The sequence below is a fragment of the Actinokineospora sp. NPDC051303 genome, from assembly GCF_055586285.1.
Genome location: NZ_JBVJIN010000016.1, coordinates 24,486 through 40,284, shown reverse-complemented (window position 1 = coordinate 40,284; position 15,799 = coordinate 24,486). Strand labels below are relative to the sequence as shown.

Below are 15,799 nucleotides of genomic sequence, written 5' to 3'. Positions count from 1 at the left end.
CTTTACGTTCTGCAACCACGTCGTCACAGATACTTGCTGCTATGCCCTCAGCTGCGAAGCGCACTCTAAAGGGAGGGGCGCTTCGGTTCACCAACGCCGACTTCGGTTGGCGCGAGGAACGTCTTCGCCCCCGTTACCACGGGCCCGGATCGATATCCCCGCCCAGTAAACGTCCTCGCCGCTACTGTGTTTGGTGGGAAGCACGACCCGAGAGGAACTTGATGGACGAGGCCAAGCTCCAGGCGACGATGCGGCGCTTCGAGGAACAGGCTGCCCGCGCCTCGGCGCTCAAGGAGAGCATCGCGCAGCTCAGGGGGAGCGCACGCAACGCGGACGGCTCGGTGACGGTGACCGTCGCCCCGTCCGGGGCCGTGCTAGGGCTGCAGTTGGGACCGGCGGCGATGAAGAAGTCGCACACCCAGCTAACCCAGGAAATCCTCGGCGCCATCCGGCAGGCCACGCAGCAGGCCGCGGCGGCGATGGAGCAGCTCGTGCGGCCCGCGGTCGGTGAGGAACAGTTCGCCAAGTTCCAAGAGGCGTTCCGGGCGCAAACGCCGGACCAAGCCGCGATGGGGCCCTCGGCTCCGCCGCCGCCCGCGGCGCTGCCCGCGCCGCCGGTGCCGGGCGCGGGCCGGGCCGAGTACTCCGCCCCGGCGCCGATTCGGAACCAACGGCCGCGGCGTCCCGTCGAAGACGGTGACGACGACGACTTCTCCACGGGTTCGATCTTCGGGGGCAATTGATGACAATGATCGTCAACGGGCAGGCGCTGGCGGCCTACAGCAAGGGCTCGGCGGCCACCGGCGAGCACTTCGGCGCGCTGTCGGGTGTGTTCGAGCAGGCCAGGGTCTCGACGACTGCTTCGGGCCGCTCGGGGAGTTCCTCGCGTTCGCGTACTTCAACAACGTCGAGGAGTGCCAGCAGCTCGCCACCCAGGCGAAGACGTATCTGTCCGCGGTGTCCGCGGCGGTGACTGACACCGCCAAGAGTTACGCCGACACCGACACCGCCGAGGCCGGAACCTACGGCCAGCTCTCCGGCTCGCTCGGCGGCCCGGGCACCATCGGCGGCGTCAACGCGGGCGAAGGCGGCTCGAAGAGCTACCTGGAGCAGCACGCCGGGTACGGCAGCTCATGGGTCGACGCGAGTTCCGACCTCGCCAACGCGGGCACCCCGCCCGAGATCGCCATCGCGACGGTGAACGCGCGGATGCGGCAACTCGAAGCCGTCACCAGCCCCGGGCAGGCGTTCGTCGACAACGGTCTCGGATTCCTCATCGGCCTGGTGATCAGCCCGCTGGTCGAGTTCGTCCTCGAACCGGCGATCGGCGACCCCGAGCAGATGCGCAGGACCGGCGAGGGCTGGAAGAAGATCGCCGACTGGGTCGAAGGCGCGGCCGAGCACGAGAAGCAGCGCTCGGAGGCCACCCGGCCGGTCTGGGAAGGCGAGACGGGCGAGGCGTTCCGGGCCGAGATGGCCGAGTTCGTCGAGGGCGCCAAGGCCATGGCCGCGGACATCCGCGGACTCAAGGAGAACATGGACCTCGCCGCGGACCTGTTCGACCTGTTCGTGGAGACGGTCATCGACATCATCCAGGAACTCGTGATCGGCCTGATCATCGAGTGGCTGGCGGCGCTTGCCGCCTCCTGGATCACCGCGGGCGCCTCGGTGGCCGCGGCGGGCGGGCTGACCTCCGCCCAGGTGGCGATCACCGGCACCCGGCTGGGCACCAAGGTCGCGAACCTGCTGCACAAGCTCAAGCCGATCTTCAAACATCTGGAGGACCTGCTCAAGCAGCTTCGCTCCGGCAGGCTGAAGAACCTGTGCGACCGGGCCAACGGCCTGGCCGACACCCGCGGCGTCGGCGGCTACCTCGGCCGCACCATGGACCGCCGCAGCCCGACCCTGGGGGCGCTGCGCAACCACACCGACTCCAACATCGTCGACGGCATCGAAACCGGCCTGAAGACCAAGTCCTCGAACAACTACTTCGGCAAAGACGCGGTGGGCGAGGAAGCGCTGGCGCAGCGGGCGGTCAAGTACGGGCTCGGCGCCCTCGGCCTCGGCGGCACGACGCACACCGGCACGGCGGCCACCAACGGCGCGATGGAGAATGTGCCCGGCGCGGCCGTGGGGTACGGCGTCGAACAGGGTTACGACAAGGCAACCGACCCCGCGACAGAGGAGGAGCGCCCTGCGGACACCGACCGGGGCTTCACCTTCACCGAGTAGCCGATGCACCCGAACGTAGTGGGGCCAGGGATCAAGGCCCGACGACTCCTCGCCCCTGGGGAGGAACTGCTCTGGGCGACGCGGGCGAACCGCCAGCAGTTCGATGTCCGTGGGCTCAATCCAGACGGGACGCCCCGGCCAGGGTTTCTCTCGCGAGCCGGGGCAGGGGCTGTGGGGGTGGTCGCCGGGTTCGCGCTGGCGACGACGAGTGGAACCGACGCGTCGAGCCGCCCGGAGCTTCCGGATGTGATCGTCGTGGGCGACACGCCTGCTGACTTGGCTGTTGTCCATGGGTTTCAGCACCGCGAGTCCGCGATGTGGGCGCTGACGACGTGGCGGCTGTTGCGGCAGTGGGGGTTGCGCAGCCCCAGCAGGCACCCCCGCCGAAGAAGAAGGGCTTCCTGAGCGGTGTGGTCGAGGTCGGGCGGATCGTCGCCGACGTCATTTCCTCGCCCATGACCAACGCGGGCAAGGAGACCGTCGACGGTGACTCAGTGGTCGTCGCGGAGTTTCCCCGCGCGCAGATCAGCGGCATCACGCTGGTGGAACGGTCGACGCAAGACGGGCGGCGGCCCGCGCTGCGGGTGAGCCTGGTCGACGGGTCGGGCTTCGACTTCCTGCTCGGCGGTGGCCGGGTCGACAAAGCCCAGTTCCAGCGGATGCTCGACCTCTCCCACGGAGCCCCGGTATGACCACCGCACTTGACCCCGACGAGACTGTCTCGCATCTGCTGCCCTGCGAAGACCTCGCCGTGTGCAGCCGGATCGGCGGGGTCGTGCTGGCGCCCCGGCAGCCTCGGGCGGACGCGCCGAAGCTCTCGTTCGCCCAGCCGAGGTGGCCACTGCCCGCGGCGGTCATCACGCGTGGCGAGTTCTCCGACGACGACTGGGCCGACGACCCGGCGATCGGCATGTGGGCTGAGGCGGCCCGCGCCGACCAGGACGCGGCGCGGCTGGCCGAGGAAGCCGCGGCGGGCCGCGGGATCGTGGCGGTCCTGGCCACCCGCCAGCGGGTCGCCATCGGGTTCCCCGCGAAGTTCCTCGGCGAACGGTCCGGCAAGGCCTGGGAACCAGGCGACCAGGTCCACCTCCAGCACAGCGTGCCCGCGAGGCAGGTCGCGGGAATCGCCCCGACGCTGCTGGGCCGGTCGATTCCCGCCCCGGCGTTCGTCCGGGTGGCCTTCGTCGACGGCTCGACGCTCTACGTCCGCGACGACGGCACAGGCCGGGGCGCGATGCTCGCGAAGGAGATGAACCGGCGCTGACCGGCCGCTACCAGTGACTCCGCCTTGCCCGGCAAGGAATGCGCTGATCAGGTGGGAGTTCGGGGCGACCCAGCTATCGCCTGCCGGTGTCGACAGGCCGCGGATCAGCGACCGGCGCCGGATTCGCGTGTGGGGGATGCTCGGCATACTCAAGGTCGACGTCGGCTGGACCGAAGCAACGCTGGACGCGCTCACCAGGGGGACCGCGGTGGAGAAGTACGACATCAAGAAGGCCCACAAGAGGCTCTACTCCCCGTCCGCGGCCGAGTTCGCCATTGTCGACGTGCCCGAGTTCCGGCACATCGCCGTTGACGGCCGCGGTGATCCGAACACCTCACCCGCGCACGCGCACGCGATCGAAGCCCTCTACGGGGTGGCGTACACGCTGAAGTTCGCCAGCAAGCGGACCCTGGACCGGGACTTCGTGGTCGGCCCGCTGGAAGGACTGTGGCGGGCGGAGGACCCCAGCGTGTTCGTGACGCGGAACAAGGAGAAGTGGGAGTGGACCATGATGATCAGCCTGCCTGGCTGGATCACCGACGACATGGTCCGAGCCGCCGTTGACGCTGTCTCGAAGAAGAAGGACCTTCCCGCGCTCGGCGACGTTCGGCCGCTCACCCTGGTCGAAGAGCTCTGTGCGCAGATCCTGCACATCGGCTCCTACGACGACGAAGGTCCCACCCTGGACCGCCTCCACAACCGCTATCTCCCCGAGAACGGCCTCACCTTCAACGGCGACCACCACGAGATCTACCTCAGCGACGCGCGCCGCACCCCGCCCGCCAAGCTCAAGACGATCCTGCGGCAGCCGGTCAAGCGCGGGTAGCCCCCACCCGGGCAGCCGAGGCGGTTCCTCTGGAAAGAGAAGGTTTTCGTGGCGGTCCTGGCCTGATAATCTCCCGAGCAGGCCGACTGGCCCCCGCCTTCCTCGCAAGAGACAGGGGCCAGTCGCTCTTCCCTCACGGGCCTATTCCACGTAGGTCCGTGCGCCCCTTCCACGTAGGCATGGGGAAGTTTTCAGTTGTGTTCCGCCGGACAGGTCGGCCTCACTTCTTGGTGAGGTTGACCTCGATGGAGTTGCCGGTGCTGGTGACGAACGGGCCGACCCAGTCGTTCAGGCCGCCGCAGCCGGTGGCGCCGGACAGGTCGTACTTGCCGACCAGCTTGCCGCCGCCGAACGGGTCGAACGCGCCGGAGTTCACCAGCTTGATGGTCGTGACGTCCTTGGCGCGGCAGTCCGGACCGCCCGCGATCGGGAACCCGAAGGCCGCGATCTTGGGGAGCTTGACGATCAGCTTGCCGTCGACGGTGAGCCCGCCGGTGGGCAGCGTGCCGCTGAACTTGTCGACCTGCTCGAAGGCGACCTCGACGTCGAGGGGCAGGAAGCCCATCAGCTTGAAGCCCTGGCTCTTGGTCGGGTTCAAGATCAGGTCACCGACGTAGGTCTTCGCCGAGACGTTGGCGATGGCGTTGAACCCGCCTGCCAGCGGCAGGTTGCCACCGAAGTTCACCAGCTTCGACGCGCCGGTCAGGGTGTAGTTGATCGCGACGCCGTTGCCGGGCGGCGGGGTCGTGCTCGGCGGCGGAGTCGTGCTCGACGGCGGCGGGGTGGTGCTCGACGGCGGCGGAGTCGTGCTGCTCGGCGGCGGAGTGGTGCTGCTCGGCGGCGGGGTCGTGCTGGAGGGCGGCGGGGTGGTGCTCGACGGCGGCGGGGTCGTGCTGCCACCGCCGGTCACCTTGATGGTCGCGAGCTGCCGCGGCTCGCTGTCGGCGAGCGTGCACTGCGAGTCGAACGCGCCCAGACCGGTGAGCGATCCGTCCGCCTTCTTCGGGGTGATCTGCTTGAGGGTCAAGCCGTTGACGAAGATGTTCAGGTCACCCGGGGTGGTCGGCGTCAGCGACACCGTCTTGCCCAGCGCGATCAGCTCGAACGACCCCTCCGCCGGGATCTTCACCGGCGCGATGGTGACCGGGGTCTGCACGGGGACCTTCATGCCGTCCGGCATGTGGACCTCGTTGTCGGAGAGGGCGGCGCCCTCCAGGGTGTCGGCGCCCACGAGTTTGAGGCCGCTGGTGGCCTCCGGCGGAACGGTGGCGACCGCCTTGATGTCGATCCGCCCGCTGGGCGTCCCCGCCGGAACGCTCTCGGGGATCTCGCTGCTGATGACGACCTTGATCGGCTGGGCGCCGATCAGCGGGAACGGGCACGAGTAGGTCTGGGTCAGCGTGAACTCTTTCGCGGAGCTGGCGCCCGCTCCGATGAGCAGACCGCCCGCGACAAGCCCGGCGACACCGACAGCGGCAATGCCCGCCGTCAGCCGGGTGGGATTTTTCCGACGACTCACGATCATCCTTCTTTCTCAGGTATCAGCGGTGATACGCGCACGCACTGCCCTTCACGAACCAGAACGACAGACCCGAGGCCGTTTCAAGTACCGATTTGTGTTCGGAGAACTCAGTGGTGTCTAGGAGAACGTTACGGTACTCAAAACGCGCCTGGCAAGTGGTCGAATCGGTTTCGCCGCACACCTGAGCCGGGCTGACAAGGGCCGCCGGGCGGTTTGTGGCTCACCGCACAAAGAACCGGCCGATTGGCGGCGGAAGACCTGCTCAGCCAGGGCGCGGCGAGGTGAACAGCGCGTGCCGTCAACCGATAGAATGCGCAGGTGAGCGAAGATCCGACCCTGTCCAGCATGGCGGCCTTCGCCAGCGTGGGGCACGGCCTGCCGAGTAGGCATCGGCTCACCCGCGACGAGGTCGAGGAGTCTCAGCGCAAACGCATTGTGGTCGCGTTCCTGCAGGTGACCGCGGAGAAGGGTTATGCCGCGGTCACCATCAGCGACATCGTGGAACGCGCGGGCGTGTCCCGGCAGGCGTTCTACAAGCAGTTCCCCACCAAGAAGGACTGCTTCATCGGGGCCTTCCGCGCCGCGGCCAAAGTGGCGCTTGGCTCGGCCACCGCGGGGCTGAGCAAGGTCCCGCACGCCGACTGGCGGACCGGCGTGCGGATCGCGATGGAGGAGTACCTGCGGGTGATGGCCACCGAGCCGAAGGTGACCTGGACCATGCAGATCGAGTGCCTGGCCGCGGGCCCCGAGGTCGCCGCCCTGTACCACAAGGCCATCGGCCGGATCGCCGAGATGTACCGCGTCGCCTACAACCAGGTGGTGCGCCGGGAAGACCCGAGCAGACCCGTGCTGCCGGACGAGAGCTTCGACGTGCTGGTCGGCGGATTATCGGACCGGATTCGCTACTGCCTCTACACCAAGGGCGCCGAGGCCATCCCCGACCTGGCGCCGGACTTCATCACGACGATCATGGCCCTGTTCGGCGAGAAGCTCCCGTCCGCCAACCAGTCCTGATCGCAGGCCGCGGACCGGTCGCGGCCCCCTGGACCGCGACCGGTTCCGCCGTCAGTGGCCCAGCGCCGCGAGCACCTGGCGGGCCTGGTTCTGCGCGCCCAGCGCGTTGGGGTGCACCGGCACGGCGGGCGAGGTGGGCAGGACGCTCTCCATCCACTTGACGCCCGGCAGCTGGCAGGCGTCGTGGCCGATGCTGCTGGTGTAGACGTCCACGAAGGTCACGCCGTTGGCCGAGGCCACGTCCGCGAGCACGGTGTTGAGGAGCTTGGTGATATCCCGCAGGTACGGCGCGTCGCCCGGGGCGATCGGCACCACCGGCCAGCAGCTGCCGCCGTTGTCGGGCAGGATCGCCGGGTAGCCGACCAGCAGGACCTTGGCCTGGGGCGAGCGCTGCTTGACGCCCTTGAGCACCCCGTCCACCTTCGGGCCGACGGCCCTGACCTTGGCGGCGAGCCGGTCCACCCCGCCGACGGTGTACAGCGTCTTGCACGGCGAGCCGACCGGGACGAACACCCCCGGCATGCCGCAGGTCACCAGGATCTCGGAGAACGGGATGTCGTTGCCGCCGATGCCCACGGTGACCAGCTCGGTGTCCGGCTTCAGGGCGTCGAACTGCGGGGCCACCACCCCCAGCTGGTTGCTCGTCATGTTGGCGGCCACGGCGCCACCGCAGGTCACATCGGTGAACTTGCCGGGCTGAATGGTCTTCGAGACCAGGGACGGGTAGTTGCGGTCGGACCTGGTGCACAGCAGGTCGACCTGGTTGGGCACGCCGCTCGCCGAGCTGTACGAGTCGCCGAGAGCGACGTACGAGGCGTAGGACGGCGCGGCCGACCCGGTCCCCGACCCGATGTGCAGCCCGCCCGCGACCAGTCCCGCGGCCGCGAGGCCCGCCGTCACCCGACCGGTGATCTTCCGACGACTCACGATCATCCCACTTTCTCAGTCAGCGGCTGCGACTCGCCGTCGAACAGATCGCCCGGCCGCCAGGGCAGATCGCCCAAGGTCGGGTCGACTGTTTGAAACACCCGGCGATACTTCGCGAACGCTACAGTTCTTCAATCCTGGCGGGCAAGCGCCTGAGACACACTTGAACCGCGCTGACAGGACGGCCGTCCGGATTGCGTACCGATGGCACAAAGAAACCGCGGTCGGCGGTCACCTGGCCCCCGCCCTCGGGGGTGGGCCGACATAGCGCAAGATCCACATGCCCTGGTTCTTGTCGGTGATGTAGATGAACCCGCGCCGGTCCACCACGACGTCTTCGGTCTGCACGACGAGGTCGCGCTCGGGGAGGTAGCCGTAGCGCCTGCGGGGTTCGGGCGGGATGAAGTAGCCGATCTCCCGGGGCAGGCGCCGGTTGGACACGTCGTAGACGCGCAGGCCAGCGTTGAAGTGCGCGAGGTAGAACAGGTCGCCCTGCTTCTGCACGTCGGGGTGGTGCTGGTGGTGGTTGAAGTTGTGCGGGCCGCACCAGCCGCCGCGCGTGGTGAAGTCCGGATAGGGCGCGCCGCGGGGCGGGATCGGTTCGGGCAGCAGGGAAAGCAGGAACGGCTTCGCCGGGTCGCTGATGTCCACAATGGACGCGTGGTGGGCCGGGCCGGTGCCGTAGGAGATGTCCTCGGAGTTGGCGTACCCGATGCCCTGCTCGGGCAGCGGCAGGAATCCGTGCACCCCGAACCGCGAGTGAAACGGCGGGCTGAACGGCAGGTGGCCGATCTGCCGTGGCCGGGACACGTCGGAGATGTCCAGCACGATCAGGCCCGCGCCGCCGTAGGGCAGGTAAACCAGGCCGTCGTCGGTCGGATAGGGCGGGCCGTGCAGGTGGACGTCGGCTCCCGCACCGCAGCAGAATCCGTGAGTGTGCGCGGGCGGGTTTTCCGGCGCGGCGCCGCGGGCCTCCTGGCCCGGCACCCACCAGCGCCCGGCTTCGCGGGGATTGGCCCGGTCGGAGATATCCAGGATCACGTAGATGTTGCCGTGGAACCCGGGCATCGCGGCGGACAGGTGCGCGTACCGGCCGCCGGTGTAGATATTGCGGTGCGTTCCGTTGCCGCCGGTCCGGAAATGGCTGAGCAGTCGGGGATTCGCCGGTTCGGCGATGTCGTAGATGAGCACGCCCTCGTTGAACGGCGCGGTCGGGTCCGTTCCCGGCGCGCCTTCGGGAAACACCTTTTCCATCGCGGTGATCAGGGTGTCGCCCGCCAGCGTGGTCTGCATTCCCATGGTGTTGCCCTGCGGCCCCGGGGTCGGCCAGTAGCGCAACACCTTGGCGCGCCGGGGATCGGTCACGTCGACCACGCTCCAGCCCGGCGACCAGAAATGTCCCAGATAGAGGTACCAGCGGCCCGCTTTCTCCCGGATCGCCATCTTGAACCCGGGCCGTTCGTCCAAATCGCAATAGCCGACCACTTCCACATTGCGGGCATAGGCGCCCTCCGGCGGGTCGACCGGCACGTCCCCTTCCGCTGCCGCGGCCGGAATGCCCAGCGCGGTCGCTCCGGCGATGCCCGCCGTGGTCAGCGCGCGGCGGCGGGAAAAACGCTGCTCTGACAAGTCGTCTCCTTGACCTCGACGTCCTGACACCAGCCTTGACGAGGCCGAACCGCGCGTCCAATATATTTTTCAGGGGCAACTAATAGCGATGGGATATCAGTGATGGTCGACCTGCGGCGCATGGAGTACTTCGTGGCGGTGGCCGAGGAACTGCACTTCGGCCGGGCCGCGCGGCGGCTGCGGATCTCCCAGCCACCGCTGAGCACGCAGATCCAGCGCCTTGAGGACGAACTCGGCGTGGTGCTGCTGCGGCGCACCAAGCGCAGCGTCGCGCTCACCGCCGCGGGCGCGGTGTTCCTCGACGAGGCGCGGGACACCCTGCGGCGGGTCGGCCAGGCCACCGAGCGGACCCGGCGGGCCGCCCGAGGCGACCTGGGCAAGATCGCCATCGGGGTGATCGAGTCCGCCCTCTACAGCGTCGCGCCGCCGGTCATCCGGCACTTCTGCGCGCGCTTCCCGGAAGTCGAGATCAGCGTCACCGAGTCGCGGATCGCCACTCAACTGGCCGACTTGGCCGAGGGAAAGCTGGACGTCGGTTTCGTGCACCCGCCGCTGCGGAATGCCGAACTGGCCGAGGAACCGCTCCTCACCGAACCGCTCCTCGCGGTCGTCCCGGACAGCCATCCCCTCGCCGCGCGGCCGGACGTGCGCCTGGCTGACCTGTGCGCGCAGCCGCTGATCATGATTCCCCGGGAGGTCAACCCGCCCCTGCACGACCAGTTCATCGCCCGCTGCCACCAGCTCGGGCTGGCTCCGGTGATCTCCCGGGAAGCCTGGCCCAAGCAGACCGTCGTCGCCCTGGTCGCGGCGGGCCTCGGGCTCTCGATCCTGCCCGCGTGCATGCGGCGGCTCGGGCGCCCCGATGTCGTCTACCGCCCCATCGCCGACAGCGAGATCGACGTGACCACCTCGCTGGTCTGGCGCGCGGCCGACACCGCGCCTACCACGCTGGCGTTCCTTGACTCCGCCCGCGAGGTGTCGGGGACTACGGCCCGCCCGTGAGGACGCGGAGACGGTCCTCGTCGGGCGACCCGGGCACAGCGGTGTAGACGGTGAGGTATTGCTCGGGATCGTCGGGCAGGTGCAGGGTCTCGAAGTTCAGGGTCAGCGCGCCGACGACGGGGTGGTCGAAACGCTTGTGGCCGTGGGACTTGCTCTTCACGGTGTGCGTCGACCAGTGCTCGCGAAACTCCGCGCTGCCCAGCGACAGCTCGCGGACCAGCGCCGCCAGCAGCGGGTCGTCCGGGTTGCGGCCCGCGTCCATCCGCAGGTGCCCGACGGTGTCCTCGGCGACAAAATCCCGGTCCGGGTAGAGCCGGACGACGTCCTCGTCCAGCAGCACCAGGCGCGCGAGGTTGCGCCGGTGCCGGGGCAGCGCGTCGAAGTCGGTGATCAGGGCGCACGCGTGCCGGTTCCACGCCAGGATGTCCATGCGCCGCCCGAAGACGAACGCGGGGACGCACAGGGCGCGCAGCAGCTGACGGGTGCCCGGCCGGACCCGCTGGGGGCGGGGCGCCTGGGCGACGGGACCGCGGGCGAGCCGGTGCAGGTGGGCGCGCTCGTCCGCATCGAGCCGCAGCGCGGTCGCTACCGCGTCCACCACCGCGTCGGAGACGTTTCGGCGGCCCTGCTCGAAGCGGACGTAGTACTCGACGCTGATCCCGGCGAGGTTGGCCAGTTCCTCCCGGCGCAGCCCAGGCACCCGGCGCAGGCCGCCGCCCGGAGCCAGGCCGACGTCCTCCGGGCGCAGCCGGGCGCGGCGGGAGCTCAGGAAGGCGGCGAGGTCCGCGCGGCGAGCCATGGCGCCAGTATCCCCGGTTTGGGGGGTCCTGCCGGTCCCCGGGAACAGCAGGGCGACGGCAGCGGGGCCCGGGTCCGGCCAGGATGGTGGGGCGCATTCGGACACGGGGGAGGAAACCGGGATGGGACAACAGCCGATGACCCGGCGGACGCTGCTGGCCGCGACCGCCGCCGCCGCGCTCGTGACGGCGACAGCGACCCGGGCGGCGGCGGGCGGCGGGCTGCCGGACACGTATGTCCTTCCGGGAGACCGGGCCTTCCCCAGCGGCCACGCCGTCGACCCACGCGCCGGGCGCGTCTACGTCGGCAGCGCCGCGGACGGGACGCTCTACCGCGGACACCTGACCAGCCCCGCTCTGCGCCCGTGGTCGCCGGACGGCACGGACGGGCGCGGCACGACGTCCGGCATGGCCGTCGACGCCGAGGGGCGGCTGCTGGTCGGCGGCGCGGACACCGGGACACTGCGGGTGTACGACACCGCCGACGGCACGCTGCTGGGCTTGGTGCACGGCGTGGAAGGCGGTTTCGTCAACGAGATCGCCGCCGCCCCGGACGGAACCGCCTACGTCACCGACTCGTTCCGCCCGGTCGTCTACCGGCTGTCGGTCGCGAGTGGACAGTGGCGGCTCGAACCCTGGCTCGACGCCACCGCCGTCGACTGGGTCGACGGGCGGCACAACCTCAACGGCATCACCTGGGCGGGCCGCCACCTGCTGACCGTCAACAGCACCACCGGACAGCTCTGGCGCGTCGACCCGCGCACCAGGCACGTGCGCCAAGTCGACCTCGGCGGCCACCTCCTGCCCAACGGCGACGGACTCGCCTTCCGCGACGGCCTGCTCTACGTGGTGCAGGGCAACATCAACAACGTGCCCGACCTCACCCCGCAGGTGACCGTCATCGCGCTGTCGGCCGACCTGACTCACGGCCGCCCCACGGCCCGCCTCGTCCCGCCCGGCGGCTTCCACCACCCCAGTTCGATCTCCCTCGCCGGGGACCGCGCGCTGGTGGTCAACAGCCAGTACAACCGCTGGATCGCCGGTCTCCCACCGGAAGTGCTCCCCTTCACCCTCTCCGCCGTGCCGCTCGGCCCTAGTCAGATGCTGCGCAGCACCGAGACGACGGCGCCCAGGATGACGGCGTTGTCCCCGTCGATGACGTCGTAGGCCGAGTTACGGGGCTCCAGGAAGACGTGACCGTTGCGACGGCGGTAGACCTTCACGGTGGCCTCGTCGTCCAGCATGGCGGCCACGATCTGGCCGGAATGCGCCTCGGGCTGCTGGCGCACCAGGACGATGTCGCCGTCGCAAATCGCCGCGTCAACCATGGAGTCGCCGCGGACACGGAGCCCGAAGATCGTGCCGCGGCCAGTGAGCTCACGCGGCAGGGTCAGAACGTCGTCCACGTGCTCCTCAGCCGAGATCGGCGTGCCGGCGGCGATGTGGCCGACCACGGGCACCGCCACCGAGTCCGCGCCCGCCTCCCTGGCCGAGGGCTCGTGGAGAAACGCCCGCACATCGATCGGCCGCGACATCGTGTCGCTCCGCCGCAGGAACCCCTTCTCCTCCAGGCTCGCCAGATGCTTCGACACCGAAGACGACGACCGCAACCCCACCGCGGCGCCGATCTCCCGCGTGCTCGGCGGATACCCGTGCCGCACCACCCAATCCCGGATCGTCGCCAGAATCCGCTGCTGACGCTGCGGCAGGGCCGAGGTGTCCAGGTGCTCGAACGCGTCGAAGTCGTGGTAGGCGGTCACCGGGGAAATGGTAGAGCACGCGACAGGCTTGACCCTGTCGGCGTGGAATACGGCGGCCGACGGAAAGGGGTGACGGAACAAACCGGGCCGGTGCACAGCGGGTAACGCGTGAAGTCTCCTCCGCGATAACCGCAGGGCCGACGGGAGCCGTGTCGACGCGGCCCGGGGCTGGGTGTGGGAGGGGCTGGTTGTGGCGTTTTTCGGCAACAAGGAGGGCGCCGAGGTCGCCGCGCTCCGGCAGCAATTGGCGGCGGCGCACGGCTCGATCGCCGAACTGCGGGAGTGGGTGACCCAGCTACGCGGCGTGGGCACTCCCGGGCTGGAAGCCGAACTGCGCCAATTGCGGGCGGCGGTGGAACACGCCCAGCAGGAACGCGCGGCACTCGATTCGGAGCAGCGACAGCTCAGAGCGGAGATCGATTCGTGGCGCTCGCGGCTGGTCGAGACGCGTGAGCTCGCGCTACTGCAAGAGGTCGGCATCTATGAGTACGCGCACCCCTTGGACGACGCGCTCGCGTACAAGGACGCGCTAAACGCCCTCAAACAGCGGATCAAGGCGGCGGCCAAGGACGACGCGGTGACCTGCGCGGTCGACTGGGCGGTGAACGGGTCCGTCAAGGAGGGGCAGAAGCTGGGGCGTGATATGGCCAAGCTGATGTTGCGGGCCTACAACGCGGAAGCGGATAACGCGGTACGCGGGGTGAAACCGCACACACGCGAAGCGGTGAAGAAGAGGTTGACCACGACCAGGGACACGATTGGCAAGCTCGGCGTCTTGATGCGGATCGCCATTTCGGCGGATTACCACGAGCTTCGACTCCGCGAGATCGACCTCACCGCCGACTATCTCGTGAAGGTCGAGATGGAGCGCGAACAGGCGCGGGCGGAGCGCGAACGGCTTCGCGAAGAAGCCAAGGTGATGAAGGAGATCGAGCGGGAACGGGCTCGGCTGGCCAAGGAGCGCGCCCACTACTCCGCCGTGGTCGCGAAATTGGAGGCGAACGGCGACGTCGAGGCGCTGGCACGGGCGCAGGAGCAGTTGGCTTCGGTGGACGACGCGATCAGCGGGGTGGAGCAGCGGGCGGCGAACGTGCGCGCGGGCTACGTCTACGTGATCTCCAACGTCGGCGCGTTCGGCCCCGATGTCGTCAAGATCGGCATGACTCGGCGGCTCGACCCGACGGACCGGGTGCGCGAACTCGGTGACGCGTCGGTGCCGTTCCGCTTCGACACCCACGCGCTGTTCTTCTCCGAGGACGCGGTCGCCCTTGAGACCACCCTGCACCAGCGACTCACCGACAAGCGGGTGAACCTGGTGAACCCGCGTCGTGAGTTCTTCTACGCGACGCCTGCCGAGGTGAAAGAGCTGTTGGTGAGCCTGGGCAACGACCACGTTCTTGAGTACACCGACACCGTGGAAGCCGTCGAATGGCGGGCATCGGACCCCAGCCGTCGTCGGATGGCTCCGCAGGTGGGCCAGGTCGCGTTGTCGGCTGTCGGCGCGCGAATCGACACAGGCGCGGATGGCGATCTGTCCGACGACGGCGGTGAGTGAGGCGATGGTCCAGCCTCAGCACACCACGCCGATGCGGCAAGCCGGGTGGCTGCCCGACCCGCTCGACCCCGCGCTGGTCCGCTACTGGGACGGCGCCCGGTGGACCTTTCACACCGCCGTGCGACCGAGCACCGCGCCGGTCGAACCAGCGCCCACCCGCCCCGCGACGCCGCCACCGCCTGCCCTGCGCCCGGATGTGGCCGCGGCATTGGACAAAGTGCGGGGCACTCTCGTCGGGTCGATGAAAGAGATCGGTCTCTTGGCGGACTACCTCGCCGCGGAAGAACGCGTGCTGGCGTTGACCGGGGCCCACGGTGAAGGCTCGGGCGTGCTGGTTTGCACAGACCAGCGGCTGATCTTCCTCTTTGTCGGGCTTGTGCGCAGGCAGTTCCTGCACGTCGACTGGAATCAGGCGAAAGAAGTGTCCTACGACCAGTCGACCAAACTGTTCGCGGTCTATACCACCAAGCGAACGAAACGAGCGATTCCCGCCATGGTAGTGCGAGTCAATCGACTGGCGGACGCGCAGACGGTCGCCAACGCCGCCCAGATCGCCTCTGCCGCGCCGCGGCTCGACATTGTCTGAGTCCCCTTTGGACAGATCCTGAGTCAGGAAGCGGGCGGCGGGTGGGGCAGCGGGTGGGCGCCTTCGGGGCGCAGGCCGTCGAAGATGACGGCGAGGTAGCGCCGCCAGAGGTCGGGTGGGGCGTTGTGGGCGTGGGCGGCGACGTGGTGGGGGGCGCACATCAGCAGGATGACGTCCGCGCCGGTGACGTCGGGGCGGAGGGCGCCGTGGTGGCGGGCGCGGGCGGCCAGGGTTTCCACGGTGCGGAACAGTGTGGCGCGGGCCTGGGTGGCGGCGGGGGTGAGTGGCGCGGTTTGCAGGAAGGACAGGTCTCGCCGCTGGTGTCGCTGGGCGGCCGCGGTGAGGAAGTCCAGGAGGGCGGCGCCGGGGTCGGGGGCGTCCAGCAGCTGCTCACCGAGGTCGTTGAGGGCGTTGACGCGGTCGAGGACGATCGCGGCGATCAGGTCGTCCTTGGTGGCGAAATGGCGGAAAACGGTGCCCTTCCCGACTCCCGCTCTGCGGGCGATGTCGGCGACCGAGGCGGCCGGGCCGCGCTCGGCGAACTCGTCCGCCGCGGCGGCCAGCAGCAGCTCCCGATTGCGGGCCGCGTCGGCGCGCAGAGGGCGGGACGGAGTCACCTTCGCAGCCTAACAACGTGACCGCACGGTCCGTTTATGACCGCGCAGGCGGACCCGACCCAGCCGAA

General features: G+C 69.4%; 16 protein-coding genes. 10 read left to right on the top strand and 6 right to left on the bottom strand.

Features of this window, described 5'->3' with window-relative positions:
* Positions 1-221: 221 nt before the first annotated feature.
* The 5 genes from ACZ6SD_RS14740 to ACZ6SD_RS14720 all read left to right on the top strand — a co-directional run bounded on the left by ACZ6SD_RS14740 (position 222) and on the right by ACZ6SD_RS14720 (position 4,322).
* Entirely contained in the window at positions 222-743 is a 522-nt protein-coding gene (locus ACZ6SD_RS14740) for a YbaB/EbfC family nucleoid-associated protein (protein WP_465317464.1), read from the top strand.
* Positions 697-2,232, top strand: a complete 1,536-nt coding sequence (locus ACZ6SD_RS14735) for a WXG100 family type VII secretion target (protein WP_465317463.1) — start codon at positions 697-699, stop codon at positions 2,230-2,232. The genes ACZ6SD_RS14740 and ACZ6SD_RS14735 overlap by 47 nt, the downstream gene beginning before the upstream one ends.
* 350 nt (positions 2,233-2,582) lie before the next feature.
* On the top strand, positions 2,583-2,924 hold the full coding sequence (locus tag ACZ6SD_RS14730) for a hypothetical protein (RefSeq protein WP_465317462.1): 342 nt from the start codon (positions 2,583-2,585) through the stop codon (positions 2,922-2,924).
* A complete protein-coding gene (locus ACZ6SD_RS14725) occupies positions 2,921-3,496 on the top strand; it encodes a hypothetical protein (protein WP_465317461.1) in 576 nt (191 codons plus the stop codon). Before ACZ6SD_RS14730 ends, ACZ6SD_RS14725 begins: the two co-directional genes overlap by 4 nt.
* A 136-nt stretch (positions 3,497-3,632) precedes the next feature.
* Positions 3,633-4,322 carry a GyrI-like domain-containing protein gene (locus tag ACZ6SD_RS14720; protein WP_465317460.1) on the top strand — a complete coding sequence of 230 codons (690 nt, stop codon included), beginning with the start codon at positions 3,633-3,635 and terminating at the stop codon, positions 4,320-4,322.
* A 220-nt stretch (positions 4,323-4,542) separates the two neighbouring features.
* Here ACZ6SD_RS14720 and ACZ6SD_RS14715 read toward each other — a convergent pair whose 3' ends face one another.
* Entirely contained in the window at positions 4,543-5,841 is a 1,299-nt protein-coding gene (locus ACZ6SD_RS14715; protein ID WP_465317459.1) for a DUF6801 domain-containing protein, read from the bottom strand.
* 321 nt (positions 5,842-6,162) lie between these two features.
* Here ACZ6SD_RS14715 and ACZ6SD_RS14710 point away from each other — a divergent pair, with 321 nt between their 5' ends.
* Positions 6,163-6,858 (top strand): TetR/AcrR family transcriptional regulator, encoded by a 696-nt coding sequence (locus tag ACZ6SD_RS14710; RefSeq protein ID WP_465317458.1) that lies wholly within the window; start codon positions 6,163-6,165, stop codon positions 6,856-6,858.
* A 51-nt stretch (positions 6,859-6,909) separates the two neighbouring features.
* Here ACZ6SD_RS14710 and ACZ6SD_RS14705 read toward each other — a convergent pair whose 3' ends face one another.
* Entirely contained in the window at positions 6,910-7,785 is an 876-nt protein-coding gene (locus ACZ6SD_RS14705) for an SGNH/GDSL hydrolase family protein (protein WP_465317457.1), read from the bottom strand.
* Between the two features lie 231 nt (positions 7,786-8,016).
* Positions 8,017-9,414: an LVIVD repeat-containing protein gene (locus ACZ6SD_RS14700; RefSeq protein WP_465317456.1), complete on the bottom strand. Its 1,398-nt coding sequence runs from the start codon at positions 9,412-9,414 to the stop codon at positions 8,017-8,019.
* Between the two features lie 102 nt (positions 9,415-9,516).
* On the opposite strand from ACZ6SD_RS14700, the gene ACZ6SD_RS14695 reads away from it, so the two are divergent.
* Complete coding sequence (locus tag ACZ6SD_RS14695; protein ID WP_465317455.1) at positions 9,517-10,416, top strand: LysR family transcriptional regulator; 900 nt, start codon at positions 9,517-9,519, stop codon at positions 10,414-10,416.
* Here the strand turns inward: ACZ6SD_RS14695 and ACZ6SD_RS14690 are convergent.
* On the bottom strand, positions 10,400-11,215 hold the full coding sequence (locus ACZ6SD_RS14690) for a helix-turn-helix domain-containing protein (RefSeq protein WP_465317454.1): 816 nt from the start codon (positions 11,213-11,215) through the stop codon (positions 10,400-10,402). The genes ACZ6SD_RS14695 and ACZ6SD_RS14690 overlap by 17 nt on opposite strands.
* Positions 11,216-11,336: 121 nt before the next feature.
* On the opposite strand from ACZ6SD_RS14690, the gene ACZ6SD_RS14685 reads away from it, so the two are divergent.
* Positions 11,337-12,380 carry an SMP-30/gluconolactonase/LRE family protein gene (locus tag ACZ6SD_RS14685; protein ID WP_465317453.1) on the top strand — a complete coding sequence of 348 codons (1,044 nt, stop codon included), beginning with the start codon at positions 11,337-11,339 and terminating at the stop codon, positions 12,378-12,380.
* On the opposite strand, the gene lexA is transcribed toward ACZ6SD_RS14685, so the two are convergent.
* The gene (gene lexA / locus ACZ6SD_RS14680) at positions 12,311-12,973 is read right to left on the bottom strand and encodes a transcriptional repressor LexA (protein WP_465317452.1); all 663 of its coding nucleotides are present in this window, start codon (positions 12,971-12,973) and stop codon (positions 12,311-12,313) included. The two genes, ACZ6SD_RS14685 and lexA, sit on opposite strands and share 70 nt — an antisense overlap.
* Positions 12,974-13,163: 190 nt before the next feature.
* On the opposite strand from lexA, the gene ACZ6SD_RS14675 reads away from it, so the two are divergent.
* Together ACZ6SD_RS14675 and ACZ6SD_RS14670 are read left to right on the top strand one after the other, a co-directional pair.
* The gene (locus ACZ6SD_RS14675) at positions 13,164-14,528 is read left to right on the top strand and encodes an SNIPE associated domain-containing protein (RefSeq protein WP_465317451.1); all 1,365 of its coding nucleotides are present in this window, start codon (positions 13,164-13,166) and stop codon (positions 14,526-14,528) included.
* Between the two features lie 4 nt (positions 14,529-14,532).
* Positions 14,533-15,114 carry a DUF2510 domain-containing protein gene (locus ACZ6SD_RS14670; protein WP_465317450.1) on the top strand — a complete coding sequence of 194 codons (582 nt, stop codon included), beginning with the start codon at positions 14,533-14,535 and terminating at the stop codon, positions 15,112-15,114.
* 23 nt (positions 15,115-15,137) lie between these two features.
* On the opposite strand, the gene ACZ6SD_RS14665 is transcribed toward ACZ6SD_RS14670, so the two are convergent.
* Complete coding sequence (locus tag ACZ6SD_RS14665; RefSeq protein WP_465317449.1) at positions 15,138-15,731, bottom strand: TetR/AcrR family transcriptional regulator; 594 nt, start codon at positions 15,729-15,731, stop codon at positions 15,138-15,140.
* Positions 15,732-15,799 lie beyond the last annotated feature (68 nt).

What these genes read in the sequence shown, in the direction of transcription:
- ACZ6SD_RS14720 (WP_465317460.1), top strand. Translation starts at nt 3,633, where the DNA reads ATGCTCGGCATACTCAAGGTCGACGTCGGCTGGACCGAAGCAACGCTG.
- ACZ6SD_RS14685 (WP_465317453.1), top strand. Translation starts at nt 11,337, where the DNA reads ATGGGACAACAGCCGATGACCCGGCGGACGCTGCTGGCCGCGACCGCC.
- ACZ6SD_RS14690 (WP_465317454.1), bottom strand. Translation starts at nt 11,215, where the DNA reads ATGGCTCGCCGCGCGGACCTCGCCGCCTTCCTGAGCTCCCGCCGCGCC.
- ACZ6SD_RS14670 (WP_465317450.1), top strand. Translation starts at nt 14,533, where the DNA reads ATGGTCCAGCCTCAGCACACCACGCCGATGCGGCAAGCCGGGTGGCTG.
- ACZ6SD_RS14740 (WP_465317464.1), top strand. Translation starts at nt 222, where the DNA reads ATGGACGAGGCCAAGCTCCAGGCGACGATGCGGCGCTTCGAGGAACAG.
- ACZ6SD_RS14695 (WP_465317455.1), top strand. Translation starts at nt 9,517, where the DNA reads ATGGTCGACCTGCGGCGCATGGAGTACTTCGTGGCGGTGGCCGAGGAA.
- ACZ6SD_RS14725 (WP_465317461.1), top strand. Translation starts at nt 2,921, where the DNA reads ATGACCACCGCACTTGACCCCGACGAGACTGTCTCGCATCTGCTGCCC.